Source organism: Pseudonocardia acidicola, from assembly GCF_012911935.1.
GTDB lineage: Bacteria > Actinomycetota > Actinomycetes > Mycobacteriales > Pseudonocardiaceae > Pseudonocardia > Pseudonocardia acidicola.
In genome coordinates this window covers 1-23,422 of sequence record NZ_JAAXLA010000058.1, presented here as the reverse complement: position 1 = coordinate 23,422, position 23,422 = coordinate 1, and the positions used below count along the sequence as shown (strand labels likewise).

At 70.3% G+C, this 23,422-nt stretch carries 20 protein-coding genes and 2 tRNA genes; 8 read left to right on the top strand and 14 right to left on the bottom strand.

Going from position 1 to position 23,422, the window contains the following annotated elements:
* The first annotated feature begins 175 nt into the window (after window positions 1-175).
* Entirely contained in the window at window positions 176-847 is a 672-nt protein-coding gene (locus HF526_RS24885) for a hypothetical protein (protein WP_169383988.1), read from the top strand.
* 407 nt (window positions 848-1,254) lie between these two features.
* Here the strand turns inward: HF526_RS24885 and HF526_RS24880 are convergent, their stop codons facing one another.
* The 14 genes from HF526_RS24880 to dnaA form a co-directional block, all read right to left on the bottom strand.
* Window positions 1,255-1,587 (bottom strand): putative quinol monooxygenase, encoded by a 333-nt coding sequence (locus HF526_RS24880; RefSeq protein ID WP_169383987.1) that lies wholly within the window; start codon window positions 1,585-1,587, stop codon window positions 1,255-1,257.
* Window positions 1,588-2,022: 435 nt separating this feature from the next.
* Complete coding sequence (locus HF526_RS24875; RefSeq protein WP_169383975.1) at window positions 2,023-2,619, bottom strand: hypothetical protein; 597 nt, start codon at window positions 2,617-2,619, stop codon at window positions 2,023-2,025.
* Between the two features lie 1,088 nt (window positions 2,620-3,707).
* Window positions 3,708-4,271: a dihydrofolate reductase family protein gene (locus HF526_RS24865; RefSeq protein ID WP_239029120.1), complete on the bottom strand. Its 564-nt coding sequence runs from the start codon at window positions 4,269-4,271 to the stop codon at window positions 3,708-3,710.
* A gap of 1,162 nt (window positions 4,272-5,433) precedes the next feature.
* Window positions 5,434-5,506 (bottom strand) — tRNA-Ala (locus HF526_RS24860).
* 46 nt (window positions 5,507-5,552) lie between these two features.
* Entirely contained in the window at window positions 5,553-5,666 is a 114-nt protein-coding gene (locus HF526_RS34750; protein WP_211177763.1) for a DLW-39 family protein, read from the bottom strand.
* Between the two features lie 35 nt (window positions 5,667-5,701).
* Window positions 5,702-5,775 (bottom strand) — tRNA-Ile (locus HF526_RS24855).
* 96 nt (window positions 5,776-5,871) lie between these two features.
* Window positions 5,872-6,954 carry a DUF3566 domain-containing protein gene (locus tag HF526_RS37085; protein WP_420821653.1) on the bottom strand — a complete coding sequence of 361 codons (1,083 nt, stop codon included), beginning with the start codon at window positions 6,952-6,954 and terminating at the stop codon, window positions 5,872-5,874.
* A 52-nt stretch (window positions 6,955-7,006) separates the two neighbouring features.
* Window positions 7,007-9,493, bottom strand: a complete 2,487-nt coding sequence (gene gyrA / locus HF526_RS24845) for a DNA gyrase subunit A (protein WP_169383986.1) — start codon at window positions 9,491-9,493, stop codon at window positions 7,007-7,009.
* A gap of 52 nt (window positions 9,494-9,545) precedes the next feature.
* Window positions 9,546-11,528: a DNA topoisomerase (ATP-hydrolyzing) subunit B gene (gene gyrB / locus HF526_RS24840; RefSeq protein ID WP_169383985.1), complete on the bottom strand. Its 1,983-nt coding sequence runs from the start codon at window positions 11,526-11,528 to the stop codon at window positions 9,546-9,548.
* Window positions 11,529-11,913: 385 nt separating this feature from the next.
* The gene (locus HF526_RS24835; protein ID WP_338051719.1) at window positions 11,914-12,471 is read right to left on the bottom strand and encodes a DciA family protein; all 558 of its coding nucleotides are present in this window, start codon (window positions 12,469-12,471) and stop codon (window positions 11,914-11,916) included.
* A gap of 142 nt (window positions 12,472-12,613) precedes the next feature.
* The gene (recF, locus tag HF526_RS24830; RefSeq protein ID WP_169383984.1) at window positions 12,614-13,765 is read right to left on the bottom strand and encodes a DNA replication/repair protein RecF; all 1,152 of its coding nucleotides are present in this window, start codon (window positions 13,763-13,765) and stop codon (window positions 12,614-12,616) included.
* Between the two features lie 7 nt (window positions 13,766-13,772).
* Entirely contained in the window at window positions 13,773-14,720 is a 948-nt protein-coding gene (gnd, locus tag HF526_RS24825) for a phosphogluconate dehydrogenase (NAD(+)-dependent, decarboxylating) (protein WP_169383983.1), read from the bottom strand.
* 67 nt (window positions 14,721-14,787) lie between these two features.
* Window positions 14,788-15,954: a DNA polymerase III subunit beta gene (gene dnaN, locus HF526_RS24820; protein WP_169383982.1), complete on the bottom strand. Its 1,167-nt coding sequence runs from the start codon at window positions 15,952-15,954 to the stop codon at window positions 14,788-14,790.
* Window positions 15,955-17,030: 1,076 nt separating this feature from the next.
* Window positions 17,031-18,638, bottom strand: coding sequence for a chromosomal replication initiator protein DnaA (gene dnaA / locus HF526_RS24815; RefSeq protein WP_169383981.1), 1,608 nt, complete (start codon window positions 18,636-18,638; stop codon window positions 17,031-17,033).
* Window positions 18,639-19,125: 487 nt separating this feature from the next.
* On the opposite strand from dnaA, the gene rpmH reads away from it, so the two are divergent.
* The 7 genes from rpmH (at window position 19,126) to HF526_RS24780 (ending at window position 23,384) form a co-directional block, all read left to right on the top strand.
* The gene (gene rpmH / locus HF526_RS24810; RefSeq protein ID WP_027941633.1) at window positions 19,126-19,269 is read left to right on the top strand and encodes a 50S ribosomal protein L34; all 144 of its coding nucleotides are present in this window, start codon (window positions 19,126-19,128) and stop codon (window positions 19,267-19,269) included.
* Between the two features lie 16 nt (window positions 19,270-19,285).
* Window positions 19,286-19,645: a ribonuclease P protein component gene (rnpA, locus tag HF526_RS24805; RefSeq protein ID WP_169383980.1), complete on the top strand. Its 360-nt coding sequence runs from the start codon at window positions 19,286-19,288 to the stop codon at window positions 19,643-19,645.
* Complete coding sequence (gene yidD, locus HF526_RS24800) at window positions 19,642-19,941, top strand: membrane protein insertion efficiency factor YidD (RefSeq protein WP_169383979.1); 300 nt, start codon at window positions 19,642-19,644, stop codon at window positions 19,939-19,941. The genes rnpA and yidD overlap by 4 nt, the downstream gene beginning before the upstream one ends.
* The gene (gene yidC, locus HF526_RS24795; RefSeq protein ID WP_169383978.1) at window positions 19,935-21,041 is read left to right on the top strand and encodes a membrane protein insertase YidC; all 1,107 of its coding nucleotides are present in this window, start codon (window positions 19,935-19,937) and stop codon (window positions 21,039-21,041) included. The genes yidD and yidC overlap by 7 nt, the downstream gene beginning before the upstream one ends.
* Window positions 21,042-21,140: 99 nt before the next feature.
* Window positions 21,141-21,671 carry a R3H domain-containing nucleic acid-binding protein gene (locus HF526_RS24790; protein WP_169383977.1) on the top strand — a complete coding sequence of 177 codons (531 nt, stop codon included), beginning with the start codon at window positions 21,141-21,143 and terminating at the stop codon, window positions 21,669-21,671.
* Between the two features lie 52 nt (window positions 21,672-21,723).
* Window positions 21,724-22,416 carry a 16S rRNA (guanine(527)-N(7))-methyltransferase RsmG gene (gene rsmG / locus HF526_RS24785; protein ID WP_169384006.1) on the top strand — a complete coding sequence of 231 codons (693 nt, stop codon included), beginning with the start codon at window positions 21,724-21,726 and terminating at the stop codon, window positions 22,414-22,416.
* A 71-nt stretch (window positions 22,417-22,487) separates the two neighbouring features.
* Window positions 22,488-23,384 carry a ParA family protein gene (locus HF526_RS24780; RefSeq protein WP_169383976.1) on the top strand — a complete coding sequence of 299 codons (897 nt, stop codon included), beginning with the start codon at window positions 22,488-22,490 and terminating at the stop codon, window positions 23,382-23,384.
* Window positions 23,385-23,422 lie beyond the last annotated feature (38 nt).

Sequence of the window (23,422 nt, the reverse complement as noted above, 5' to 3'; positions counted from 1 at the left end):
CACCGAAACGCCACCCGAATGGATGAAAACCGTCAGAACGGAACGTTTTCGACCACCGAAACGGGTGAAGTGCTGTAACCGCGCCGTTAACCGCACAACCGAACGGGCGGCCCTTCGTTGTGCTTGGAGATCAACCGTCGCGATATCCGAGACCCCGATCGGAAGGATCTACGAAATGAGCACCCTCGCTCGGCGCAGTGTGCGCACGACCGTCACCGCCGCTGGCATCGCGGCCCTGGGCGTCGGCTTCGCCGGCAGCGCCTTCGCCGCCCCGGCGCTGCCGGACGTTCCGCAGGCCCCGGGCACCGACGCCCTGCCGACCCCCACGGCGCCGGACCTCTCGCAGGCCCCCGACGCCTCGCAGGCCAAGGACCTGATCGCCGGTCTGCAGGACGCGGCTCCGTCGCCGGAGGCCGCCGGGCTTCCGGAGCTGTTCCACTTCGAGATGCCGAACGTCGACACCCAGACGCACCCGGACAGCACCGGCATCCGCACCGCCGGCCTGCCGGAGGCGCCGGCGGCCCCGCAGCTGCCGGCCACCCCGGACCTGCCGGGTGCGCCGTCCCTGCCGGGTGCGCCGTCCCTGCCGGCCGCGCCGTCCCTGCCGCAGGACACGGCGTTCAGCACCGACCAGCTGCCGAGCAACCCGGTCACCGACGCGATCGGGCAGCACGGCAACTTCGACGCCGCCGGCGCGGTGCAGCAGGCCGGAATCGACCCGTCGCACCTCACCGGCAGCAACAACATCGGGGGCGTTCCGGCCCTCGACGCCGCCGCCGCCACTCAGGCGGTCGCGCACCAGCTGGCGAACGGCACCCAGGTCAGCGGCTACAACGTCGGCCGCTAAGAGCAACACTCCGACGCGGCGCGCCCCGCTGCGGATCCCGACCGGATCCGTGCGGGGCGCGCCGCGTCGTCCGTCACCGGCTTCGTCGCCGGTCGCGTCGCAAGCAGCTACGCCCGCAGAACTCGCCGACCCGAAGCCCCGGGACCGCGCTCGGACCGTTCACCCCGGTTATCGTCGAAATGACGAGAAGTCGCGTGCCGGCGGCGTTTTCGCAGGCAGCGGATTCACGGCAGCATGACGAGAACAAGGTGGACGCGACCAGTCCACTTTTTCTCGTCGTTCTGACGAGAAAGACGGAGGACCGCATCGTCCCAGAGATGGTGGACGGCTGCGCCGCCACTCCGCGGCAGCGCGGCCGTGCCTCAGATCGATATCTCCGGCGGGGCCGGAGCCGGAGGACCAGGGCCCTACTTGCCCTCGCGCGGCGCGATCTCGCCCATCCGGCCCCACCCGTCCTGCGGCACCTCGACGTGGACGATCTCCGGTGTCGTCGCGACCACTTCGGGAGCCCACTCGACGAAGGTCTTGAAGTGGTCGGAGTTCACGTGTGCCTCGCCGGCCTTGGCGTCCGCGAACGCCTCGACCAGGACGAACTGGCCGGGCATGTCGACGCTCTTGGACCACTCGAAGAAGATGTTGCCCGGCTCCTGCCGGGTGGCCTGGGTGAAGTCGTCGACGAGCGTGAGCCACTCCTCGCTCCGCTCGGGACGAATGGTGAACTTGACGACGATGAAGATCATGGGTTGCTGCCCTTCGGCCTCGGGGCCCGGCAGGCTGCGGATGCGGTCGGCACGTCGCAGCCGGTGATGACCTCGTTACAGGAGACAGGTTCGCGGGTCACGTTAGCCCGCTCGCGCGGCCTGCCGCTCCGCTCGCGCCGGCCCCACTGCGGAACGCGCACGTCCGGGCCGCAACGACATGCACCGCAGCGTGTCCGGTGGCTGCCCTGTCCACCGAGGATGTGTCGTGTGCGGTGGCGGTGATACCGAGGCCGCTCGAAACCACCCGGACGTGTGCCGGCGTGGTGGCTGTGTTCGGCCGGGTCCTGCCCGCCGTCGAGTGTCCTCGGCTGTTCTGGAGCGGGCGCCGATGACCGGGTGCCCGGTCGTCGCTAGCCGGGAAGTACCGAGGGACCCGTGCGACTCCCGTCCGTGCCGGGGGGATCAGCGGAGGGTCTAGCCGCAACCTCGTACCGGCTGGCGCTGGGACGGCACTCGTCGGGAGAGATGTAGTACGGGTTCTCGATGAGCGTCCCGTCTCCGCGGAGGGCTGCTCGCGGTCTCCACCAGCGCGAGGTGCCGACTTTTCGTCAGGTACCCGGAAATGGGGCAGACCACGACAGTGACCCAGACCATGCCCGCTTTGATGAATATCCCCTTGTTCTTCGAATCTCTCCATTTCCGTGGCGAGAACCACGGAGAACCATGCTGAGAAACCAGCTGTCCGATTCGTCGGCTCGAACCGTCCATGACGTCAACCACCTGTGCGGTGGTCTGCCCGGTGATGAGCTTGAGCGCCTGGTGGTCCATGAGCGTTCGGATCGCCTCGATGATGGTCGCTGTGGCGATCGAGCCGCGGAAGGTGACCTCGTCGAGATCGAGCACGACAATCGGAGCGGCCCCGACGCTGCGTTTGACGCCAGACCGGAACGGCTGGCCGAGCTGCTGGGGCTGCGCTGGTCGGACGTCGATCTGGACGAACCCGTTCTCGTCGTTCAGACGGCAATTCAACGCTCGGGCGGTGGGCTGCGGATCACCGAGCCGAAGAACCACAGGTCAGCGGGTCGGATCCGGCTTCGGGAGCTCGCGGTCGAGCCGTGGGAACGACAACGCATCCGCCAACCGGGAGGAACGGCAGGCAGCCGACTCCGCCTGGCAGGATCAGGGCCGGATCTCCGCCTCGGTCGTCGGGCTGCTGCTCAACAGCCTGCTCGGCTGGTACTGGGCCGACCCGGTGGTCGCGCTGGTCATCGCCCACCACATCCCCGTCCCACCGCCCCCGTGTGCGGTCGGAGTGCAGTGGCGTGGAGCGAGTTCAGCACGTCGGCGTCGAGCGATCCGATCTTCATCTGCCCGATGAACGGCCGGACGCGCTCGGCCTCGTCCTATGCCGTCGGGCCGGCCGAGACCGTCTCGACCAGGTTGTGACGGCGCCTGGTGATCGGGTCCATGCCGGTGTAGACGCGCACGCGCAGAGCTCCGCTCGGGAGCTCGGCGATGCTGCCCTGCTGCGCTTCCGCGGGCCCTTGGATCGGGTCATGACGCGGGGAGTGTGGACGATCGTGTCATGACTCGTGTCACGAACGGGCTCGCCGCCCGATCCGACCCAACGCTTCCGCTGGTCGTTGGTGGTGGAGACGAGGGGAATCGAAACCCTAAGCCCTGCCTTGCAAAGCTTCGGGCGCTTGCGGCGCCTGACCTGACGATGCGCTGACCTGGGCGCGGCGGTGAGTACCGGTGAGTCCCCGCTGGCGACCGGCGGGTACGGGCACGGATGGGGCACGCCGCGGGCACGGGCCATCCCCTCGCTCATGCCGTTGCTCGAACTCGTCGTGCGAGTGGGTGTCAACGGCTCAGCGTGGACCGTCGCGGTGAGAGGGAGTGGATTTACAGTGCGCTGACATACCGCCTCTGACCTGCGGTGAAGCCGCGTACCACTCGTCTGCGTCCGTGCAGAGTCCGCATGGGTCGTTCTTGACCCTCGCACGCGGGGTCCTGGTGGCCCTCCCCCGATCTCCGAGCGGTGCCGGGGTCCGGGGCAGCGCCCCGGGTGTTCGAGGCGTGCGGGTCGTTGAGCAAGAGGTCGGAGTTCAAGCCCACCGAGGCCCACCACACACCCTTGATTGCTGGACCCCCCGCGCCTACTTCCGCACGCGGAAGCGGAGCATCGTCACGGGACCTGACTGCCTGTTGCTGAACGGTTCCAGGTCGATCCTGCCGAGGCCCGAGGTCGAGAAGCGCACGCCGTCGCCGAGCAGCACCGGCAGGACATACACCAGCACCTCGTCGACGAGCCCTCGCTGCAGGCACTGACTGGCCATGTCGGCACCGAGGATCTCCAGGTTCTTCCCGCCCGCGGCGGCGCGCGCCGTGGCGACGGCCTCCGCGAGGTCGCAGGTGAGGAATGTGACCCCTTGCTCCGGCTCGTCCGGCGGCTGGTGCGTCAGGACGAACACCGGTCCCCCGTCGTAGTCGGTGTCCTTGTCGGACATCCGCTTGCCGACCTCATAGGTGGCCCGGCCGGCAAGCATGGCGCCGGTGGCCGACATGACCTCGGGAAACGGGTCGTCTTTGAAGTACTCGATGACCCAGTCCATCGTGTCGTCGGGGCCGGCGATGAAGCCGTCCAGCGACATCGCCCTGTTCACAACGACCTTGCCCAGGCCCGCATCCGTATCGCTCATGCCGGTGACGACTCGGAGCAAGTCACGAACTCATCGGCGTCGGCGGAGCAATCCGCGGACCGTCCCGGCGGGACCGCACCGAGGACAGGCCGTACATGCTCAGGTCGACACGTGCTCGCTGGCGGTTCACCATCAGGCGGCCCGTCGATCACGACGGCTGGATCGTCGTCCGCAATCGTCGCGCTGCTCGTGTTCGTTCCGGGGATCGGGCGCGTCCTGTTGGTGGTGGCGTGGCTGGGTAGCCGGCCCCGCGCCGCCGCAAGGCGGCGCCTTGATCCATAAGAGGTCATTCCGGCAGTGCGACCCGCGGTCTGGAGCTGGCTTCCTCGTCGTCCGGTGCAGCTCGTGGAGTGGGCGGAGGATGTCGCCCGGGATCGTCTCGCGGGGGCGTTGAACGACTGGCGAAGACCGGGTTCCATCCGCTCGGCGGTGCCCGGTTCCTCCAGGGCACTGATGTGCCGGAGCGGCTGGTCGGCTTGGTCGCGTTCCACTCGTCGGCACTCGCCCGGTCGGAGCTGTTCGGTGTCGCGGACCAGCTCGCCGCGTTCTCGGATGAGGGACACTGACGCGGGACCTGCTCTGGTACTCGGACATGACGATCGGCCCGGACGGGCAGTGCATGACCTTCCACGAGCGGATGGACGACGTCCGCGCCCGCTACGGCCCTGACCACCACGTCATCCAGGCCCTCGACCGCGGCATGGCCGAGCGGCTGGGCGCGGTGACGCGCGGAGCGCTGGATCGAAGAGGTCGGCCTGACCGATCAGGTGTAGTACGGCTGCTCCCGCTCGGCCATGCCGTGGTCGATGCGCACGCAACTTCCGCCGGCTCTGGCAACGGACTCTCGCGCTCGACGAGGTCAAGCTCGCCGATCGGGACGTTCACGTCCACGACCTTCGCCACACAGGCAACCAGCTGGCGGCCCTCACCGGCGCGACGACGAAGGAGCTGATGGCGCGGATGGGGCAGGCGAGCATGCGGGCCGCGCTGATCTACCAGCACGCCACCCGCGACCGGGACCGGAAGATCGCCGACGGGCTGAGCGAGCAGATCACGAAGCACCGTGGCAGAGCGCCCACGAAGGGGCACGATGGGCACGATCCCGAGGCGGAGGGGCACGAACAGCTCGTCGGCCTCGCGAGCGGCAGGCCTGAGCGCCATGTTCTGGCTGGTCAGGCTGTTGTGGAGACGAGGGGAATCGAACCCCTAACCCCTGCCTTGCAAAGGCAGTGCTCTGCCAATTGAGCTACGTCCCCGTGCTGAGCTGGCGACGTTACCCGCTCATCGGGGTGACCGGCTCGCTCAGCGAGTGGTGGCCTCGTGCCAGAGGTCGGTCTCCGAGCGGGAGGACCGAACCTTGGAGAACACCAGGAAGGCTGCTCCGGCGGCAGCGGCGAGAGCAAGCAGCTTCTTCATCGCGATCACGTCCTTGCCTGTCCCGGCGATGGGAGTGGGCCCAGCTGGATTTGAACCAGCGACCTCGTCGTTATCAGCGACGCGCTCTAACCAACTGAGCTATGGGCCCTTGCTGCGGAGCAGACGTTACCCCACGCCTCAACCGCTCCTCGCACCGGCTCCGGTACAACGCCCCGGAGCCGGTGCGAAAGGAGGAAACCGCAGGTCAGTCGCGCTCCGAGAGCGTGACCTCGATGCCGCCGACAAGATCGGCCGAGACGTTGTAGACGAACGCCGCGACCGTCACCGCGACGGCGAACAGCAGGCTGTTGATGGCGCCCACCACGGCGGCCAGGCCGAAGACCCGGCCGGCGCTGATCAGGGCCCCACCCGATTGGGTCTCACCCGACACCAGATCGTTATAGGTGCCGTTGAGCCGGTCCCACACGCCCATGCCGTCGAGGACGCCGTAGAGCACGCCCACCGCGACCAGCCAGATGAAGAACAGCACGACCGCGAGCACCAGCGCGAGCTTGAGCACCGACCACGGGTCGAGCCGCTTGAGCTGCAGGGCGGCCTGGCGCGGGGGCCGGTTCCGCACCGCCCGCACGGCCGACCAGCCACGCTCACCGCCGCGTGTGGCCTCCGGCTCGCCGCCGGGAACCGGGCCCCGGGCCTGCGGCCCCTGCTCCCCCGCCGGCCGCTCGATGTAGGCCGTCGGGGCGTCGAGGAGGCCACCCGCCACCCGCGGCGGGCCGGCGGGTTCCGCCGCCGGTCCCGGCGGCGGCGCGTCGTCGCCGGGCACCCGGCGCCACGGGGGCGGCGGTGTCGCCGCCGGCCCCGGCGTGGGGACCTGGGCCGACGCAGCCGGAGCGGCCTCGGCCGCAGCCGCGGCTTCGGAGGACGGTGTGCCGCCCGGGCGCGGCGCGGCCGGCGCCGCCTCGGGAGCCGGCGCCGCACCCGGGCCGGTCGCGTCGGCAGCAGGCGGGGATGCCTCGCCGGTCCGGCTCGTGACCGCGGACGGCTTGGACACCCCGTTGGCCGCCGCCGCGTCCCCACCCGAGGTCGGCGCGCCCGGTTCGGGCTTCTCCGCGTCGGCCTTCTCGTCGTTGCCCGGCGCCGAGGCGGTGGCACTCGCACCGTTGCCCTCGCCGGGGTTCGGCTTCGGCGCGGCCGCCGATCCGCCGGCCGCGCTGCCCTTGGCGGCGGCGCGGCCGTTCCCCGGAGCGGCCGGGGCGGGCTGGTCACCAGTGGCGACCGGCCCACTCCGGGCGTCCGGCCCCTGCGGGCTGCTCTTGTTCTCGCTCACAGGCTCGAGGTCTCCTCGGTGCTCGGCGCGGTGATCAGCTCAGGGCAGCCGATCAGATGGGGTCGTCCGCATCGTCCTCGGCGTTGCGCGCGACCGCCAGCAGAGTGGCGCCTTCGCCGAGGTTCATCAGCCGAACACCCTTCGTCTGCCGGCCGGCCTTGCGCACTTCGCGGGCCGATGTCCGGATCACCCCTCCTGTCGAGGTGATCGCATACAGCTCGTCGTCGATCCCGACGATGAGCGCGCCGACCAGGGTGCCACGCCGACGGTCGTACTGGAGTGTCAGAACACCCTTTCCACCGCGGCCCTGCACCGGGTAGTCCTCGATCGGGGTGCGCTTCGCGTACCCGCCGGCCGTGGCGACCAGCACGAACATGTCGGGCTGGACCACGCCGATCGACAGCAACCGGTCACCGTCGTTGAACCGCATGCCCAGCACGCCGGACGTCGCGCGGCCCATCGGGCGCAGCGCCTCGTCGGACGCGGTGAACCGGATCGACTGGCCCTCGGCCGAAACCAGCAGCAGGTCGTCCTCCGGCCCGGCCAGCACGGCGCCGACCAGTTCGTCGTCCTCGCGCAGGTTGATGCCGATCAGCCCGCCGCTGCGGTTGGAGTCGAAGTCGGTGAGCTTGGACTTCTTCACCAGCCCGGTGCGGGTGGCGAGCACCAGATACGGCGCCGCCTCGTAGTCCTTGATCTGCATGACCTGGGCGATGTGCTCGTCGGGCTGCAGCGCGAGCAGGTTCGCCAGGTGCTGGCCGCGGGCGCTTCGGTTGGCCTCCGGCAGCTCGTAGGCCTTCAACCGGTACACCCGGCCCTTGTTCGTGAAGAACAGGATCCAGTCGTGCGTGGAGCAGACGAAGAAGTGGGCGACGATGTCGTCCTGCTTCAGCGTCGCGCCCTGCACGCCCTTGCCGCCGCGCTTCTGCGCCCGGTACAGGTCGGTCTTGGTGCGCTTGGCGTAGCCGGTCTGCGTGATCGTGACGACCACGTCCTCGACGGCGATGAGGTCCTCGTTGGTGACGTCGCCGTCGTCGGCGATCAGACGCGTGCGCCGCTCGTCGCCGTGCTTCTCGACGATCTCCATGAGCTCGTCGCGGACGATCTGCCGCTGCCGCTCGGGCCGCGCCAGGATGTCCTCGAGGTCGGCGATCTCGCGCTCGATCTCGGCCAGCTCATCGATGATCTTCTGGCGCTCCAGGGCGGCAAGGCGCCGCAGCTGCATGTCCAGGATCGCCTGGGCCTGCACCTCGTCCACGTCGAGGAGCTGAATCAGGCCCTGCCGTGCGACGTCGACGGTCTCCGACGCCCGGATGAGCGCGATGACCTCGTCGAGCGCGTCGAGTGCCTTGACCAGACCGCGCAGGATGTGGGCCCGCTCCTCGGCCTTGCGCAGCCGGTAGCGGGTGCGCCGGACGATGACCTCGATCTGGTGGCGGACGTAGTTGCGCACCACCTGGTCGAGGCGCAGCGTGCGCGGCACGCCGTCGACGATCGCCAGCATGTTGACGCCGAAGCTGTACTGCAGCTGGGTGTGCTTGTACAGGTTGTTCAGCACGACCTTGGCCACCGCGTCGCGCTTGAGCGTGAACACGATGCGCATGCCGACGCGGTCCGACGACTCGTCGTTGATCTCGGAGATGCCCGCGAGCTTGCCGTCGCGGATCATCCCGGCGATCGACTCGATCAGGTTGTCCGGGTTCACCTGGTACGGCAGCTCGGTGACGACGAGGATGGTGCGCCCCTTGGCGTCCTCCTCGGCCTCCACGACCGCGCGCATGCGGACCGAGCCGCGGCCGGTCCGGTAGGCGGACTCGATGCCGTCCCGGCCGACGATCAGGCCGGCGGTCGGGAAGTCCGGGCCCTTGACCCGTTCCATCAGCGCGGCGAGCAGTTCCTCATCGGACGCCTCGGGGTTCTCCAGCGCCCAGACGACGCCGTCGCCGACCTCACGCAGATTGTGCGGCGGGATGTTCGTGGCCATCCCGACCGCGATGCCGGCGCTGCCGTTGATCAGCAGGTTGGGCACCCGCGACGGCAGGACCACAGGCTCCTGGGTCTTGCCGTCGTAGTTGTCGAGGAAGTCGACGGTGTCCTCGTCGATGTCCTGCAGCATCGCGATCGCCAGCGGCGACAGACGGCACTCGGTGTAGCGCATGGCGGCCGCAGGGTCGTTGCCCCGGGAGCCGAAGTTGCCCTGGCCGTCGATCAGCGGGTAGCGCATCGACCACGGCTGCGCCAGGCGCACCAGCGCATCGTAGATCGAGCTGTCGCCGTGCGGGTGGTAGTTACCCATCACCTCGCCGACGACGCGCGCGCACTTGACGTACGCCCGGTCGGGGCGGAAGCCGTTCTCGCCCATCGAGTACAGGACCCGCCGGTGTACCGGCTTGAGTCCATCCTCGACGAGTGGCAACGCCCGGCCCACGATGACGCTCATCGCGTAGTCGATGTAGGAGCGCTGCATCTCCTGTTGGATGTCGACCGGTTCGATCCGGTCTCCCTCCGACGGCGGAGGGGGCAGCAACGTGTCGGTCACGTGGTCCTTCTTCTGGTTGGTGTGCGGCTACGAGGAACGGAGCGGGTGACGCTCACACATCCAGGAACCGGACGTCCTTTGCGTTGCGGGTGATGAACGAACGGCGGGACTCGACGTCCTCGCCCATCAGGACCGAGAACAGCTCGTCGGCGGTCGCCGCGTCGTCGAGTGTGACCTGCAGCAGCACCCGGTGGGCCGGGTCCATCGTGGTCTCCCACAGCTCCTTGGCGTTCATCTCGCCGAGGCCCTTGTAGCGCTGCACACCCTCTTCCTTGGGCAGCTTCTTGCCGGCGGCCCGGCCGGCCTCGATCAGGCCGTCGCGCTCGCGATCGGTGTAGGCGAACTCCGGCTCCGCGCCCCGGCCGCCCCACTTGATCTTGTACAGCGGCGGCTGGGCGAGGAACACGTGGCCGTGCTCCACCAGGGGCCGCATGAAGCGGAACAACAGGGTCAGCAGCAGGGTGCGAATGTGCTGGCCGTCCACATCGGCGTCGGCCATCAGCACGATCTTGTGGTAGCGCAGCTTCGCCAGGTCGAACTCGTCGTGGATGCCGGTGCCCAGCGCGGTGATGATCGCCTGGACCTCGGTGTTCTTGAGCACCCGGTCGATCCGGGCCTTCTCGACGTTGATGATCTTGCCGCGGATCGGCAGGATCGCCTGGAACATCGAGTCCCGGCCGGACTTCGCCGAACCACCCGCCGAGTCACCCTCGACGATATAGACCTCGGACTTGCTCGGGTCGGTCGAGCGGCAGTCGGCCAGCTTGCCGGGCAGGCCACCGATGTCGCCGGCGCTCTTGCGCCGCACCAGCTCACGCGCCTTGCGCGCCGCGATCCGGGCCTGCGCCGACTGCACCGCCTTGTTGACGATGGTCTTGGCCTCGGTGGGGTTGCGCTCGAACCAGTCGGCCAGCCACTCGTTGCTCACCCGCTGGACGAACGACTTCACCTCGGTGTTGCCCAGCTTCGTCTTGGTCTGGCCCTCGAACTGCGGCTCCTTGACCTTGACGGACACGATCGCCGCGAGCCCCTCGCGGATGTCGTCACCGGACAGCGCCGGATCCTTCTCCTTGAGCAGCTTCTTCTCCCGCGCGTACCGGTTGACCGTGGTGGTCAGCGCCGCACGGAAGCCCTCCTCGTGGGTTCCGCCCTCGTGGGTGTTGATCGTGTTCGCGAACGTGTAGACCGACTCGGTGTAGCCGGAGTTCCACTGCATCGCGACCTCGACCTGGTGGTTGTCGGCCGCGCCGGAGAAGGACACGAGCTTCTTGTGGATCGGGTCCTTGCTGCGGTTGAGGTGCGCGACGAAGTCCTCGAGCCCGCCTGGGTAGTGGAAGGTGAACTCCTTGACCTTCGCCACGTACCCCTCGGCGTCCGGCTCGGCAGCCTCGCCGTTGTCGCCGTTGCGCTCGTCGCGCAGCACGATGGTCAGCCCCTTGTTCAGGAACGCCATCTCCTGCAGCCGGCGCTGGATCGTCTCGATGTTGTAGGTCGTGGTCTCGAAGATGTCCGGGTCGGCCCAGAACGTGATCGCGGTGCCGGTCCGCGTGGTGTCCTCACCCTTGCGCAGCTGGCCGGGGCGCGAGTGGTCGTAGTGCTGCCGCCAGACCTTCTTGTCAAGGTGGATCTCGACGTCGAGCGCGCTGGACAGCGCGTTGACCACCGACACGCCGACGCCGTGCAGACCGCCGGAGACCGCGTAGGACTTCCCGTCGAACTTGCCGCCCGCGTGCAGCACGGTCAGCACGACCTCGACCGCCGGCCGCTTCTCCACCGGGTGCATGTCGACCGGGATGCCGCGGCCGTCGTCGACGACGCGGACGCCGCCGTCGTCCTGCAGCGTCACCTCGACCTTGCTGGCGTACCCCGCCATCGCCTCGTCGACGGCGTTGTCCACAACCTCCCAGATCAGGTGGTGCAGGCCGCGCTCGCCGGTGGACCCGATGTACATGCCGGGGCGTTTGCGGACCGCCTCCAGGCCTTCGAGCACAGTGATCGACGACGCGCTGTAGGCGTTCTTCTTATCCGCAACCACGGGCTGCTTGTCTCCTCGCCACGAGAGCCGCCCCGCCCACGCGGCGCGCGTGGGAGGTGCCGGCCGTTCGACCGAGCGGCTCGGGGGTCGCTCGGAACACCCTATTGATTCTACTGGTCCGCACCGACAGAACGACGGCTAGGACACCCCCAGGATCGTCACAGACCGCCGAACGGTGACCCGGACGGGTCACGACGGCCGAAGGGGGTGCGCGAATGGGCTGCCGCGGCGTCACGTCGCTCTGAGTGCGCCGCCTGCCCGTCGGGAAATCCGTGGCAGGCGTTCACCCTTAGTTCAACGACGCGACGGGCCTGACGATTCCTGGACGGCCGAGCAGGCTTCGTCGCTGGTCAGCTCCCGGCGGGCGGGGCAGCGCGAGCCGTCGTCAGCCGTAGGTGTCGCGCGGCCCGCGGCCGCGTACGTGCCGCGGTCCGTGCCGCCACGTCGGCCCCGTCGGCCCCACCACGCGGATCCGGCGCACCACGTCCGGGCCGACCGCGGCGGCCAGCCGGGCCAGCAGCTGGCGCTGCAGCGTGCGCAGCTGGGTGGCCCACGCCGTCGACTCCGCCTGCAGGGTCAGCTCCCCGTCGCGCAGCGACACCGGGGTGCAGTGGTCGGCGATGTCGGCACCGACCAGTTGCGGCCAGCGGCCCAGCACAGTGGCGTCGGTCAGCCGCGGCGACCAGCCGCGGTCCATGGCCACCCGGGAGATCAAGCGGCCGAACGGCTGCGGATCCCGGTCGTCGGGGCCGGGGCCGGACCAGCGCCGCCGCCGGCCCCGCGTGCCACCCGGGCGCTTGCGCACCCCACTGCGCTCGGCGGCGCGCTGCGCGGACGCCTCGCGGGCCGCCCGCAACGCCTCCCGCGCAAGGTCGGCACCGCGACGAGCGGTCGGGCCCTCGCTGTCCCCAGGGATGGGGACAGAGTGGTCCGGCTCACGCACGTTCGGCGGTACTCCTGCGTCGTCGGACGGTCGATCTCCCCGTCCATCACCAGTCGCGCGCGAGTTATCCACAGTATCCACAACCTTGTCCCCAGGAAGGGTGGATCTTGCGCATCCTCACCCCCGGCTGTTCCGCCCCTCGTCAGGAGGCGTTCGACTCCGCCTCACCGGGCGGCTCGGTCGCCATGCGGGTGACGACGCCGCCGCCCACCGCAAACCGGACCCCGTCCAATTCGGCCGGCACGTCCTCCGAGACCGCCGCGGTGATGATGACCTGCTCAGCGCGCGCCGCCACCGCGGCCAGCGCGCGCCGCCGCCGGGCGTCGAGCTCGGCGAACACATCGTCGAGGATCAGCACCGGCTCCACGTCGTCTGCCTGCAGCAATCGGTAGGACGCGAGCCGCAGCGCCAGGGCCAGCGCCCACGACTCGCCGTGGCTCGCGTAGCCCTTCGCCGGACCGTCGCCGAGGCGCAGTTCCAGGTCGTCGCGGTGGGGCCCGACGAGACACACCCCGCGCTCCACCTCCTGGCGGCGCACCCGGGACAACTGCTCGAGCAGCAGCGTCTCCAGCTCACCCGCCGCCTGGGGCAGCTCACCGCCAGGGGCATCCGCACTGGACCGATACGCCAGCGTGACCGGGTCCGATGTGGGCGCGACCTCGGCGAACGCCGCCTCGGCCAACGGCGCCAGCCCGACGACCAGGTCGAGGCGACCGGCCAGCAGCTGGGCGCCGTGCCGGGCGAGGTGACCATCCCACACGTCGAGGGTACGCAGGTCCCCGCCAGCCCGGGCGGTCTTGAGCAGCGCCGAGCGCTGCCGCAGCACCCGCTCGTAGTCCGTACGCACGGCGGCGAACCGCGGGAAACGGGCGACGAGCAGATCGTCGAGGAAGCGGCGGCGCTCACCGGGATCGCCACGGACCAGGGCCAGATCCTCCGGGGCGAACAGCACGCTGCGCAGGATGCCCAGCACGTCCCGCGGCCGCGCCACCGGGGCGCGGTTGACCCGCGCCCGGTTCGCCTTCCCCGGCGTGATCTCCAGCTCGACGCCCAGCTCGCGGCCCTGGTTCACCACCAGCCCGCGCACGATCGCGCGGTCCGCGCCGCGGCGGATCAGCGGCGCGTCCGTGGCCACCCGGTGCGACCCCAACGTGGCCAGGTAGCCGATCGCCTCGACCAGGTTGGTCTTGCCGACCCCGTTCGACCCGACCAGCACGGTGACGCCGGGTTCCAGATCGAGCTCGGCACGCTCCCAGGAGCGGAAGTCCGCAACGGCCAGGCGACGTAGGTGCACGTCCCGGTCAGCCCTGGGTAGAGCCGGTGCCCGAACTCGGCCCGGCGATCTCGCCCGGGGTGCCCGACGGGCCGGCGGCCTGCTTCACGGCATGCCCGCCGAACTGCTGGCGCAGCGCCGCGACCGCCCGCATCGCCGGCGAGGAGTCCTGCCGGGAGGCGAACCGGGCGAACAGCGCGGCCGCGATCACCGGCAGCGGCACCGCGTGCGTGATCGCCTCCTCGAGCGTCCAGCGGCCCTCGCCGGAGTCGTCGACGTAGTCGTCGAGGCGGGCCAGCGTCGGGTCGTCCTTGAGCGCGAGTACCAGCAGGTCGAGTAGCCAGGAGCGCACCACGGTGCCCCGCGACCAGGCCTGCAGGACCGAGGGCACGTTGGTCACCAGGTCGGAGGCCGAGAGCAGTTCGAAGCCCTCGGCGTAGGCCTGCATCAACCCGTACTCGACGCCGTTGTGCACCATCTTCGAGTAGTGCCCCGCGCCGACCGGGCCGGCGTGCGCGAAGCCCTCCTCGCGCGGCCCCTCCGGGCGGAGCGCGTCGAAGATCGGCATCGCCCGCTCGACGTTCTCGGCCGAGCCACCGACCATCAGGCCGTAGCCGTTCTCCTTGCCCCAGATCCCGCCGGACACCCCGACGTCGAGGAAACCGATCCCGTGCTCGCCCAGCAGCTCGGCGTTCGGCCGGTCGTCGGTGTAGCGCGAGTTGCCCCCGTCGATCACCAGGTCACCGGGGTCGAGCACCTCCGCGAGCGCCCGGATCGTGCTGCGCGTCGGCTCCCCGGAGGGCACCATCACCCAGACGACGCGCGGCGCGGTCAGCGCGCCGGCCAGCGCTTCCAGCGACTCGACGTCGGTGACCTCGGGCCGGGGGTCGTAGCCGACGACGTCGTGACCGGCTGCACGCAGCCGATCCCGCATGTTGCCACCCATCCGGCCCAGGCCGATCAGTCCGAGTTGCACGGCTCGCTCCTTGAGAGGACGCAGGTGATGCAGGTTTCGTCGCAGCACGTCTGTCGTGCTGCGTGACTCAGCCGGGCAGGCGCACCGGCATGAGCAGGTGCAGGTACCCCGCCGGCGGCGGAGCCGAATCCGGTTCCCCGCCGTCGGAGTCCTCGGCAGGCGGCGGCAGCACCGGACGGACCAGGGCCGGCCGGTTCGGCGTGGTGAAGGTGAGCTGGGCGCGCTCGGTGTGCAGCGCGCCCAGCGAGTCGAGCAGATAGCCCGGGTTGAACGCGATGGTCAGCGGGGCGCCGTCGAGGATGCAGGGCAGCTGCTCCTCGGCGCTGCCCACGTCGTCGCCGCCGGCGGCCAGCCGCAGCCCCTCCTCGCCGAACTCCATCCGGATCTGCGCGACCCGGTCCGCGACCAGCGACACGCGCTTGATCGCTTCGACCAGCGCGGCGACCTCGAGCTCGGCCGCGGTGGTGTGCTCGGCCGGGATCAGCTGACGGAACCGGGGGAACTCGGCGTCGAGCAGCCGGGTCGTGGCCCGCCGGCCGGCGCCGGTCATCCCCAGCATGCCGTCGCCGGCCGACAGCGCGAGCTCCACGGTGCCCGCGCCGGCGAGGGTCTTGGCGACCTCGGCGAGCGTGCGGGCCGGGATCAGCACGGCGGTGGACAGGCCGGGGTCCTCGGGCTCCCACTCCAGCTCGCGCACCGCCAGCCGGAACCGGTCGGTCGCGGCCAGCGTCAGCCGCGAGCCCTCGATCTCCACCCGGACACCGGTCAGCATCGGCAGCGTGTCGTCGCGGCCGGCGGCCACCGCCACCTGGGCCACCGCCGCAGCCAGCTGATCGGCCGCGACCGAACCCGCCCGCTGAGGCATCGCCGGGAGCTGCGGATAGTCCTCGACCGGCATCGTCGGCAGGCTGAACCGGCTGTTCCCACAGTTGATCGTCGCCCGGGCCCCGTCGACGACGAGGTCGACCGGCTTGGCCGGTAGCGCGCGGGTGATGTCGGCGAGCAGCCGGCCGGAGACCAGGACCTGGCCCGGATCACCGATGGTCGCATCCAGCGCGACGCGGGCCGAGGTCTCGTAGTCGAAACCGGAGACGGTCAACCCCTCGCCATCGGGTTCGCTGCCGGCCTGGATCAGCACACCGCCCAGAACCGGGACCGGCGGTCGTGCGGGCAGGCTGCGGGCCACCCACGCGGCCGCATCGGCCAGTACGTCGCGTTCGACCCGGAACTTCATGACGAGAGGGACCTTTCACCGGCGGTCACTGGTTGCGACCGAATGGCGGGGATACAGAGGTGGTTCATGCGGGTACGCGGAGCGGGCGGACACCCGGCGCGGACCAGGTCGGTCGGTTCACCGTAGAGCCTTCGAAGCCCGGGTGTCACGTCGGCCTGTCGGGGTACCCCGTCCCGAGGGAACCACGCCACGGACGGGCGACGCGTGACTCGGCCATCCACGGGGTTGTTTCTGTTGAAGTTCAACTGGAAGAGATATCCAGCAGTAGTACTAGGACCTGTGCGTAGTGTGGATGGTTGGTGTCGGCGCAGGTCAGACGGTGTGGCGTCCTGTGGATACGCTCCGGGGACGGCCGGTGGGCGGATCGGTGGACCCGTGGATGGAGCCGTTCCGTCCCCCGCTGTCCCCGGTCTGTCCCCGGCCCGGAGGCGAGTTGTCCACGGTTCCGGGTGGAGCAGTCCACCGCTTCGGAGCCGGCAATCCACAGAGTTGTCCCCAGATGTGGGTGAAGCGTGGTCATGCGTGGACGCACCGCGACCGGAATCCCGGCTCGTGGCGGGATCGAAGGGCGGTGCGGAACTCACAGAGTGCCCTCACGGCACACGGATCTGAACGCTGCGTGACCGCGGCGGTTACGCAGCCGAGCCGTCCGCGATCGTGCCGAGCGGTGAACGCCCTCTAGCGCAAGACGAACGGTCGGCGGGTCAGCGACACGCGGTGGGTCCGGAATCCACCGGAAGGTGGCTGTGTGCGTGGAACGGCGGGGTGGCGCGGCCGTCGCCGGGGCGTTCGTAGTCGCTGTGCGTGACGGGGGTGCGTGCCAGGCGGCACTCGACGGCCTCCGTCGCCCGGGCCCCCAGCCGGCCGGCTCCGGCCGCGGGACGCGCAGCCGCGCCGGCCGACCTCACGTCCCTCACGGAGACCGGACACGTCCTCCCGCAGGCCCCCCGGGAGATGCACGCGGTCCCCGGGCCGCGCAGCGGGCACCGAACGGCCCCCGGTGACCGCCGGGAGCAGGCGTCCGGTCGGGCGCTCCTGGTGAGATGCCCCGCTTCACAGCAGCGGAGTCCCGGGGATCAGTGCCGGGCGCGCTGCTTGATCCGCGCCGTGAGCTCCTGAACCTGCTCGAACGTCTTGCGGCGTAGCGAGATCTCGTTGCGGATCTTCTTGTCCGCGTGCATGACCGTCGTGTGGTCGCGGCCGCCGAAGGTCTGCCCGATGCGCGGCAGGGACAGGTCCGTCAGCTCGCGGCACAGATACATGGCGATCTGACGGGCCTGGGCGAGCGCCTTCGTCTTCCCCGGCCCGCACAGCTCGTCCATCGTCACGCCGAAGAAGTCGGCCGTCACCGCCATGATCGTCGGCGCGGTGATCTCCGAGGCCGCCGAGTCCGGGATGAGGTCGCGCAGCACGATCTCGGCGAGCTGGGTGTCGACCGGCTGCCGGTTCAGCGACGCGAACGCCGTCACCCGGATCAGCGCGCCCTCGAGCTCGCGGATATTGCGCTCGATGCGCTCGGCGATGAACTCCAGGACGTCACCCGGAACCGCGAGCCGGTCCTGGGCGGCCTTCTTCCTCAGGATCGCGATGCGCGTCTCGAGCTCGGGCGGCTGGATGTCGGTGATCAGGCCCCACTCGAACCGCGTGCGCATCCGGTCCTCCAGGGTCTCCAGCCGCTTGGGCGGCCGGTCCGAGGACACGACGATCTGCTTGTTCGCGTTGTGCAGAGTGTTGAAGGTGTGGAAGAACTCCTCCTGGGTGCCTTCCTTGCCCTCCAGGAACTGGATGTCGTCCACCAGTAGCACGTCGACGTCGCGGTAGCGGCGCTGGAACGCCACCTTGCGGTCGTCGCGCAGCGAGTTGATGAAGTCGTTCGTGAACTCCTCGGTCGACACGTACCGCACCCGCATCCCGGGGAACAGCCGCTGGGCGTAGTGCCCGACCGCGTGCAGCAGGTGGGTCTTGCCCAGCCCGGAGTCGCCCCAGATGAACAGCGGGTTGTACGCGCGGGCCGGCGCCTCGGCCACCGCGACCGCGGCGGCGTGGCTGAACCGGTTGGAGGCACCGATGACGAAGGTGTCGAAGGTGTACTTCTCGTTCAACCGGGTCTGCGAGCGCGGGGTGATCTGGTCGCCCGCCTGTGGTGCGGAGTACGTCGGCCACACGTCGCCGCCCGGACGGGCCGGGTCCTGCCCTGCGCCGTTCGCCGCGACGTCGGGAGCGGCCTCGGGGCCGGGGACGGCCTCGGCGGTCCCGGGGAGCATCGGGTCGAGCAGGCCACCGTCGCTGGATCCGAGATCGGGTGGCGCGGTGCGGGAATAGGCGTCGACGTCCGGTGGTGCCGGGCGTGCGTGCGGGGCCCGGTCCGGCGGATCGGGGACCTCGGTGCCACCGGACGCCGCCGAGGCGTCGACGACGACCGCGAGGTTCACCGCCACGCCGAGGTGGCGGCCGAGGGCATCGCTGATGGGCCGGCGCAGGATCCGCTCGATCGCGTCCTTGGCGAACTCGCTCGGTGCGGCCAGCAGGGCGGTGCCGTCGAGCAACCCGAGCGGCCGGGTCAGCCGGAGGAACGCGCGCTGCTGGGCGGACAGGCTCGACGCGCCGGAGTCCGCGGAGGAGCCGGAGAGGTCGGCGATGACCCGGTTCCAGACCCGGCCCAGATCACCTGGCTGGTCGACCACCGGTCTGCTCCCCCTCTCCGTGTCTCGATCGGGCTCCCGACGGGTCCTGTCCGGCCCGCCCGGGACGGCCCAGGGATGTCCTCGATCCCCAGACTTATCCACACATGTGCGTAAGAACGGTACGCAGGGGTGCGCGACGGGCGTCGTGCGGGCCCATCGCGATGCGGTGGAGCGGCGTGTCCGAGTGTGGCTCGATCCCGCCAGATCGAAGGATGAGGACGGAAACGCTAACAATCCCCGGCGTCTGCCACAAGGCGGCCCCGGGCGCAAGAGCCGGGCGGCTGATGGCGTGTCGGGCCGGTTTGACCCCCTGTGACGCGGCTGCGTACCCTGAACGTAGCCGCGTCTGCCGACCGGCACGTTCTGCGTGCCGTCGAGTCGGTGCGACGCAGTACGAGTACCACCGCAATACCACCCGTCAGACCTTTCAGCAGAGCTACCGACGGCCCGGGCCCCGTACCGCCGCCGTCGACCGGGAGAGCCGACCGTGAGCAAGGGCAAGCGCACTTTTCAGCCGAACAACCGCCGTCGGGCGCGCACGCACGGCTTCCGGCTGCGGATGCGCACCCGGGCCGGGCGCGCCATCCTCGCCGCGCGCCGCCGCAAGGGGCGCGAGAAGCTCTCCGCCTGATCCGGCCGGCGTCGGAGTGTTGCCGGCCGGCGCCCGGCTGACCCGTCGGGACGAGTTCGCCTCGACGATCCGCCGGGGTCGGCGCAGTGGCCGGCCGCGACTCGTCGTGCACCTTCACGTCGAGGGCTCCGACGCACCGCGCGCTGGATTCGTCGTGAGCAAGGCCGTGGGCAACGCCGTGGTCCGGCACCGGGTCACACGCCGACTTCGTCATCTCGTCCTGCCCCGGCTCGCCGAGCTGCCGCCCGGATCACGCCTCGTGGTCCGGGCGTTGCCGCCTGCCGCCACGGCCGACTCGGCCCAACTGGGTGAAGACCTCGATGCCGCGTTGCGCACCGTGCTGCGCCGGCTCGTGACACCCGGGACACCACGATGAGTGCTCCCGAGCCCCGCCGACCGTCAATGGTCGGCCGGGCGCTGATCGGTCTCCTCCGCGGCTACCAGCGGTGGATCTCTCCCGCACTCCCGCCGACCTGCCGCTTCTACCCCAGCTGTAGTGCGTACGCGGTGGAAGCGCTGCAGGTGCACGGCGTACTGCGCGGCTCATGGCTGACGATTTGTCGGCTTCTCCGCTGCGGGCCATGGCACCCTGGCGGTATCGATCCGGTGCCGCCGCGCCGGGATCGTGGAACCTGCTCGGCCGAGGACCACAAGGAGCAAGCCCCGTGCTGAACTTCATCTACTACCCGGTCTCGGCCATCATGTGGTTCTGGCACAAGGCCTTCGGGTTCGTGTTCGGCGAGGCGAGCGGCATCGCCTGGGCGCTGTCCGTGGTGTTCCTCGTCTTCACCCTGCGCGCGCTGCTGTACAAGCCGTTCGTGAGCCAGGTGCGCTCCATGCGGAAGATGCAGGAGTTCGCCCCGGAGATCCAGAAGCTCAAGAAGAAGTACGGCAGCGACCGGCAGAAGATGGCTGCCGAGATGCAGAAGCTGCAGAGCCAGCAGGGCGTCAACCCGCTGGGCGGCTGCCTGCCGGTTCTGGTCCAGGTCCCGGTGTTCATCGGCCTGTTCCACGTGCTTCGTGAGTTCCGGCCTGGCAAGACCGAGAACTACTTCTTCGGGGCCCCCGAGGTCGAGTCGTTCAACCAGGCCAGCCTGTTCGGCGCCAAGCTCGGCGCCTGGGTGACCCAGGGCGACGCGGCGCTGCGGGCGATCGGCACCTCGATCCCGAACATGCTGATCGTGATGATCCCGCTGATGATCGCGGCGGGGATCTTCACCCACATCACGGCACGGCACTCGGTGGCCCGGCAGACCGAGGCGCAGGCGGCGAACCCGCAGGCCGCCATCATGAACAAGCTGATGCTCTACGTCTTCCCGATCGGTGTCGTGGTCGGGGCCCCGTTCCTGCCGCTGGCGGTCCTTCTCTACTGGGTGTCCAACAACCTGTGGACGCTGGGCCAGCAGTACTTCGTGTACAAGCGCATCGACGCCGAGGAGACCGCGAAGCGCGAGGAGGAGGCTGCGGTCCGCCAGGCCCGCGCCCCGCGTCCGGGACAGAAGCCGAACCGGGGCGGCGACGCCCCCGAGCCCGCGGTCGACGCCACAGCCGACGACTCGACGCCGGCCACCGAGGAGGCCCCCGATGCCCGCCCGGCCAAGAAGCCGGGTGCGAAGCCGGTGACCTCGAAGCCGAACGGCACGACGCCCAACGGGGCGAAGCCGACCGGCAAGTCCGGTGGCACGAACGGCTCCGCCGCGTCGCGCAACGGCCGATCGACCGGCGGCGGTTCCCGGCCGCCGGCCGCCCGGCGCGGCCGAAAGCGCCGCTGACCAGCGCCTGGGAGCGGCCGGGCTGATGGTTCGGCCGCTCACGGCGGGGGTGCGGAGGTGTGCCGCACTCCGCCGGAACATCTCGGAGAGGAGACACACGTGCCCAAGACTGCGGAGGATGGGCCCGCTGAGACCGTAGAGGCCCCAACAGCGGCGAGGTCTGCTGAGGAGCAGCTGATCCGTGAGGGCGACATCGCCGGCGACTACCTGGAACGGCTACTGGACGTCCTCGACTACGACGGGGACATCGACCTCGACGTCGAGGCCGGCCGTGCCGTGGTCAGCATCGACGGCGGCGACGATCTCATCAAGCTCGTCGGCGACCGGGGCAACGTCCTCGAGGCGGTGCAGGAGCTGACCCGACTGGCGGTGCAGCAGGTGTCGGGCAACCGCAGCCGGTTGATGCTCGACATCGCCGGGTGGCGGCAGAGCCGGCGCGACGAGCTGACCGAGCTGGGCCGCCGCACCGCCTCGGACGTTCTCGAAACCGGTGAGTCGGTCCGGCTGCGGCCGATGACACCGTTCGAACGCAAGGTCGTGCACGACGCCGTCGCCGGCGTCGAGGGCGTGTCCAGCGAGAGTGAGGGCGAGGAGCCGCGGCGGCAGGTCGTCGTCTTCCGCAGTGGGTGAGCAGCCCCCGGCGGTGAGCCCGTCCGACCCGGACGGGCTCACCGCCGACGACATGTTTCACGTGAAACATCCGCCGGCCGTGGCTGCCGACGTCTTCGGCGACAGGTTGCCCCTGGCCGGCCGATATGCCGAGCACCTCGCGACCTCAGGGGTGGAGCGTGGCCTCATCGGACCACGCGAAACGGCGCGGGTCTGGGACCGGCATGTGCTGAACTGCGCGGTCGCCGCTGAGTTGATCCCGCACGGCGCCCGTGTCGTGGACGTGGGTTCGGGAGCGGGGCTTCCCGGGATACCGTTGGCGCTGGCTCGTCCCGATCTCCAGATCGTTCTGATCGAACCGCTGCAGAGGCGGGTCGACTGGCTCGGCGAAGTGATCGATGATCTGCAGATCCCGGTCCTCGTGGAGCGGGGACGGGCGGAGGAGTCCGCGGTGCGACGCCGATGGGAGGGGGCTGACGTGGTGACCGCACGTGCCGTCGCCCCTCTCGCTCGACTCGCCGGGTGGGCTCTTCCGCTGTTGCGGACAGGTGGGACGCTGTTGGCCGTCAAGGGCGCGTCGGCGGCCGACGAGGTCGCCCGCGACGCCGGGGCTGTCCGGAAGTCAGGTGGCGGGGAGCCGCGGGTGGTGCACTGCGGCGCCGGAATCGTCGATCCGCCGAGCACGGTCGTGCTCGTGGAACGGGTCGCCGATCGGCGTGGTGGTTCCGCCGAGCGGCCCCGGCGGAGAAGGGAGCAGCGATCGTGACGCGCTCGCACGACGTGTCGCATCAGGTCGGTCCCATCGGTGATGTTCCACGTGAAACATCGGACTCCAGCATGCATCTCGGGTGGACGCCGATCGCCGAGGAGGCCGAGCGGGCAGCCCGCGTGCTGCACCCGGACCGGTACTCCATGCCGCGCCCGACCCATCGGCGGGTCATCACCGTCGCCAACCAGAAGGGCGGTGTCGGCAAGACCACCAGCACGGTCAACGTGGCCGCCGCCCTGGCCATGCACGGGATCCGTGTCCTGGTGATCGACCTCGACCCACAGGGCAACGCCAGCACCGCCCTCGGGGTGGAGCACCGCGCCGGGACCCCGTCGGTGTACGAGGCGCTGCTGGGTGAGATCAGCCTGCTGGAGGCGGCCGCGCAGAGCACGGCCTCGCCGAACCTGTTGTGCGTTCCGGCGACCATCGACCTCGCCGGCGCCGAGATCGAGCTCGTCAGCATGGTGGCCCGGGAGGCCCGGCTGAAGCAGGCGCTGGCCGACCACGTGCTCGACCAGCTCGACGTCGACTACGTCCTCATCGACTGCCCGCCCTCGCTCGGTCTGCTCACCGTCAACGCGCTGGTGGCGGCCGCCGAGGTGCTGATCCCGATCCAGTGCGAGTACTACGCGCTCGAGGGACTCGGCCAGCTGCTCAGCAACATCGACCTGGTCCGCTCCCACCTCAACACCCGGCTGCACGTCTCGACGATCCTGCTGACGATGTACGACGGCAGGACGAAGCTGGCCGACCAGGTCACCTCGGAGGTGCGCCAGCACTTCGGCGGCACCGTGCTGCGGACCGTGATCCCGCGCAGCGTGAAGGTCTCCGAAGCCCCCGGCTACAGCCAGACCGTCCTGGCCTACGACCCCGGCTCGCGCGGGGCGATGAGCTACGTCGACGCCGCGCGGGAGATCGCGCTCCACGGCGCACACATGGGCCTTCCTGAGACGAACGGGCGGTGACGGCCATGGCCGAGCGCAAGCTGTCGCGTATACACAGC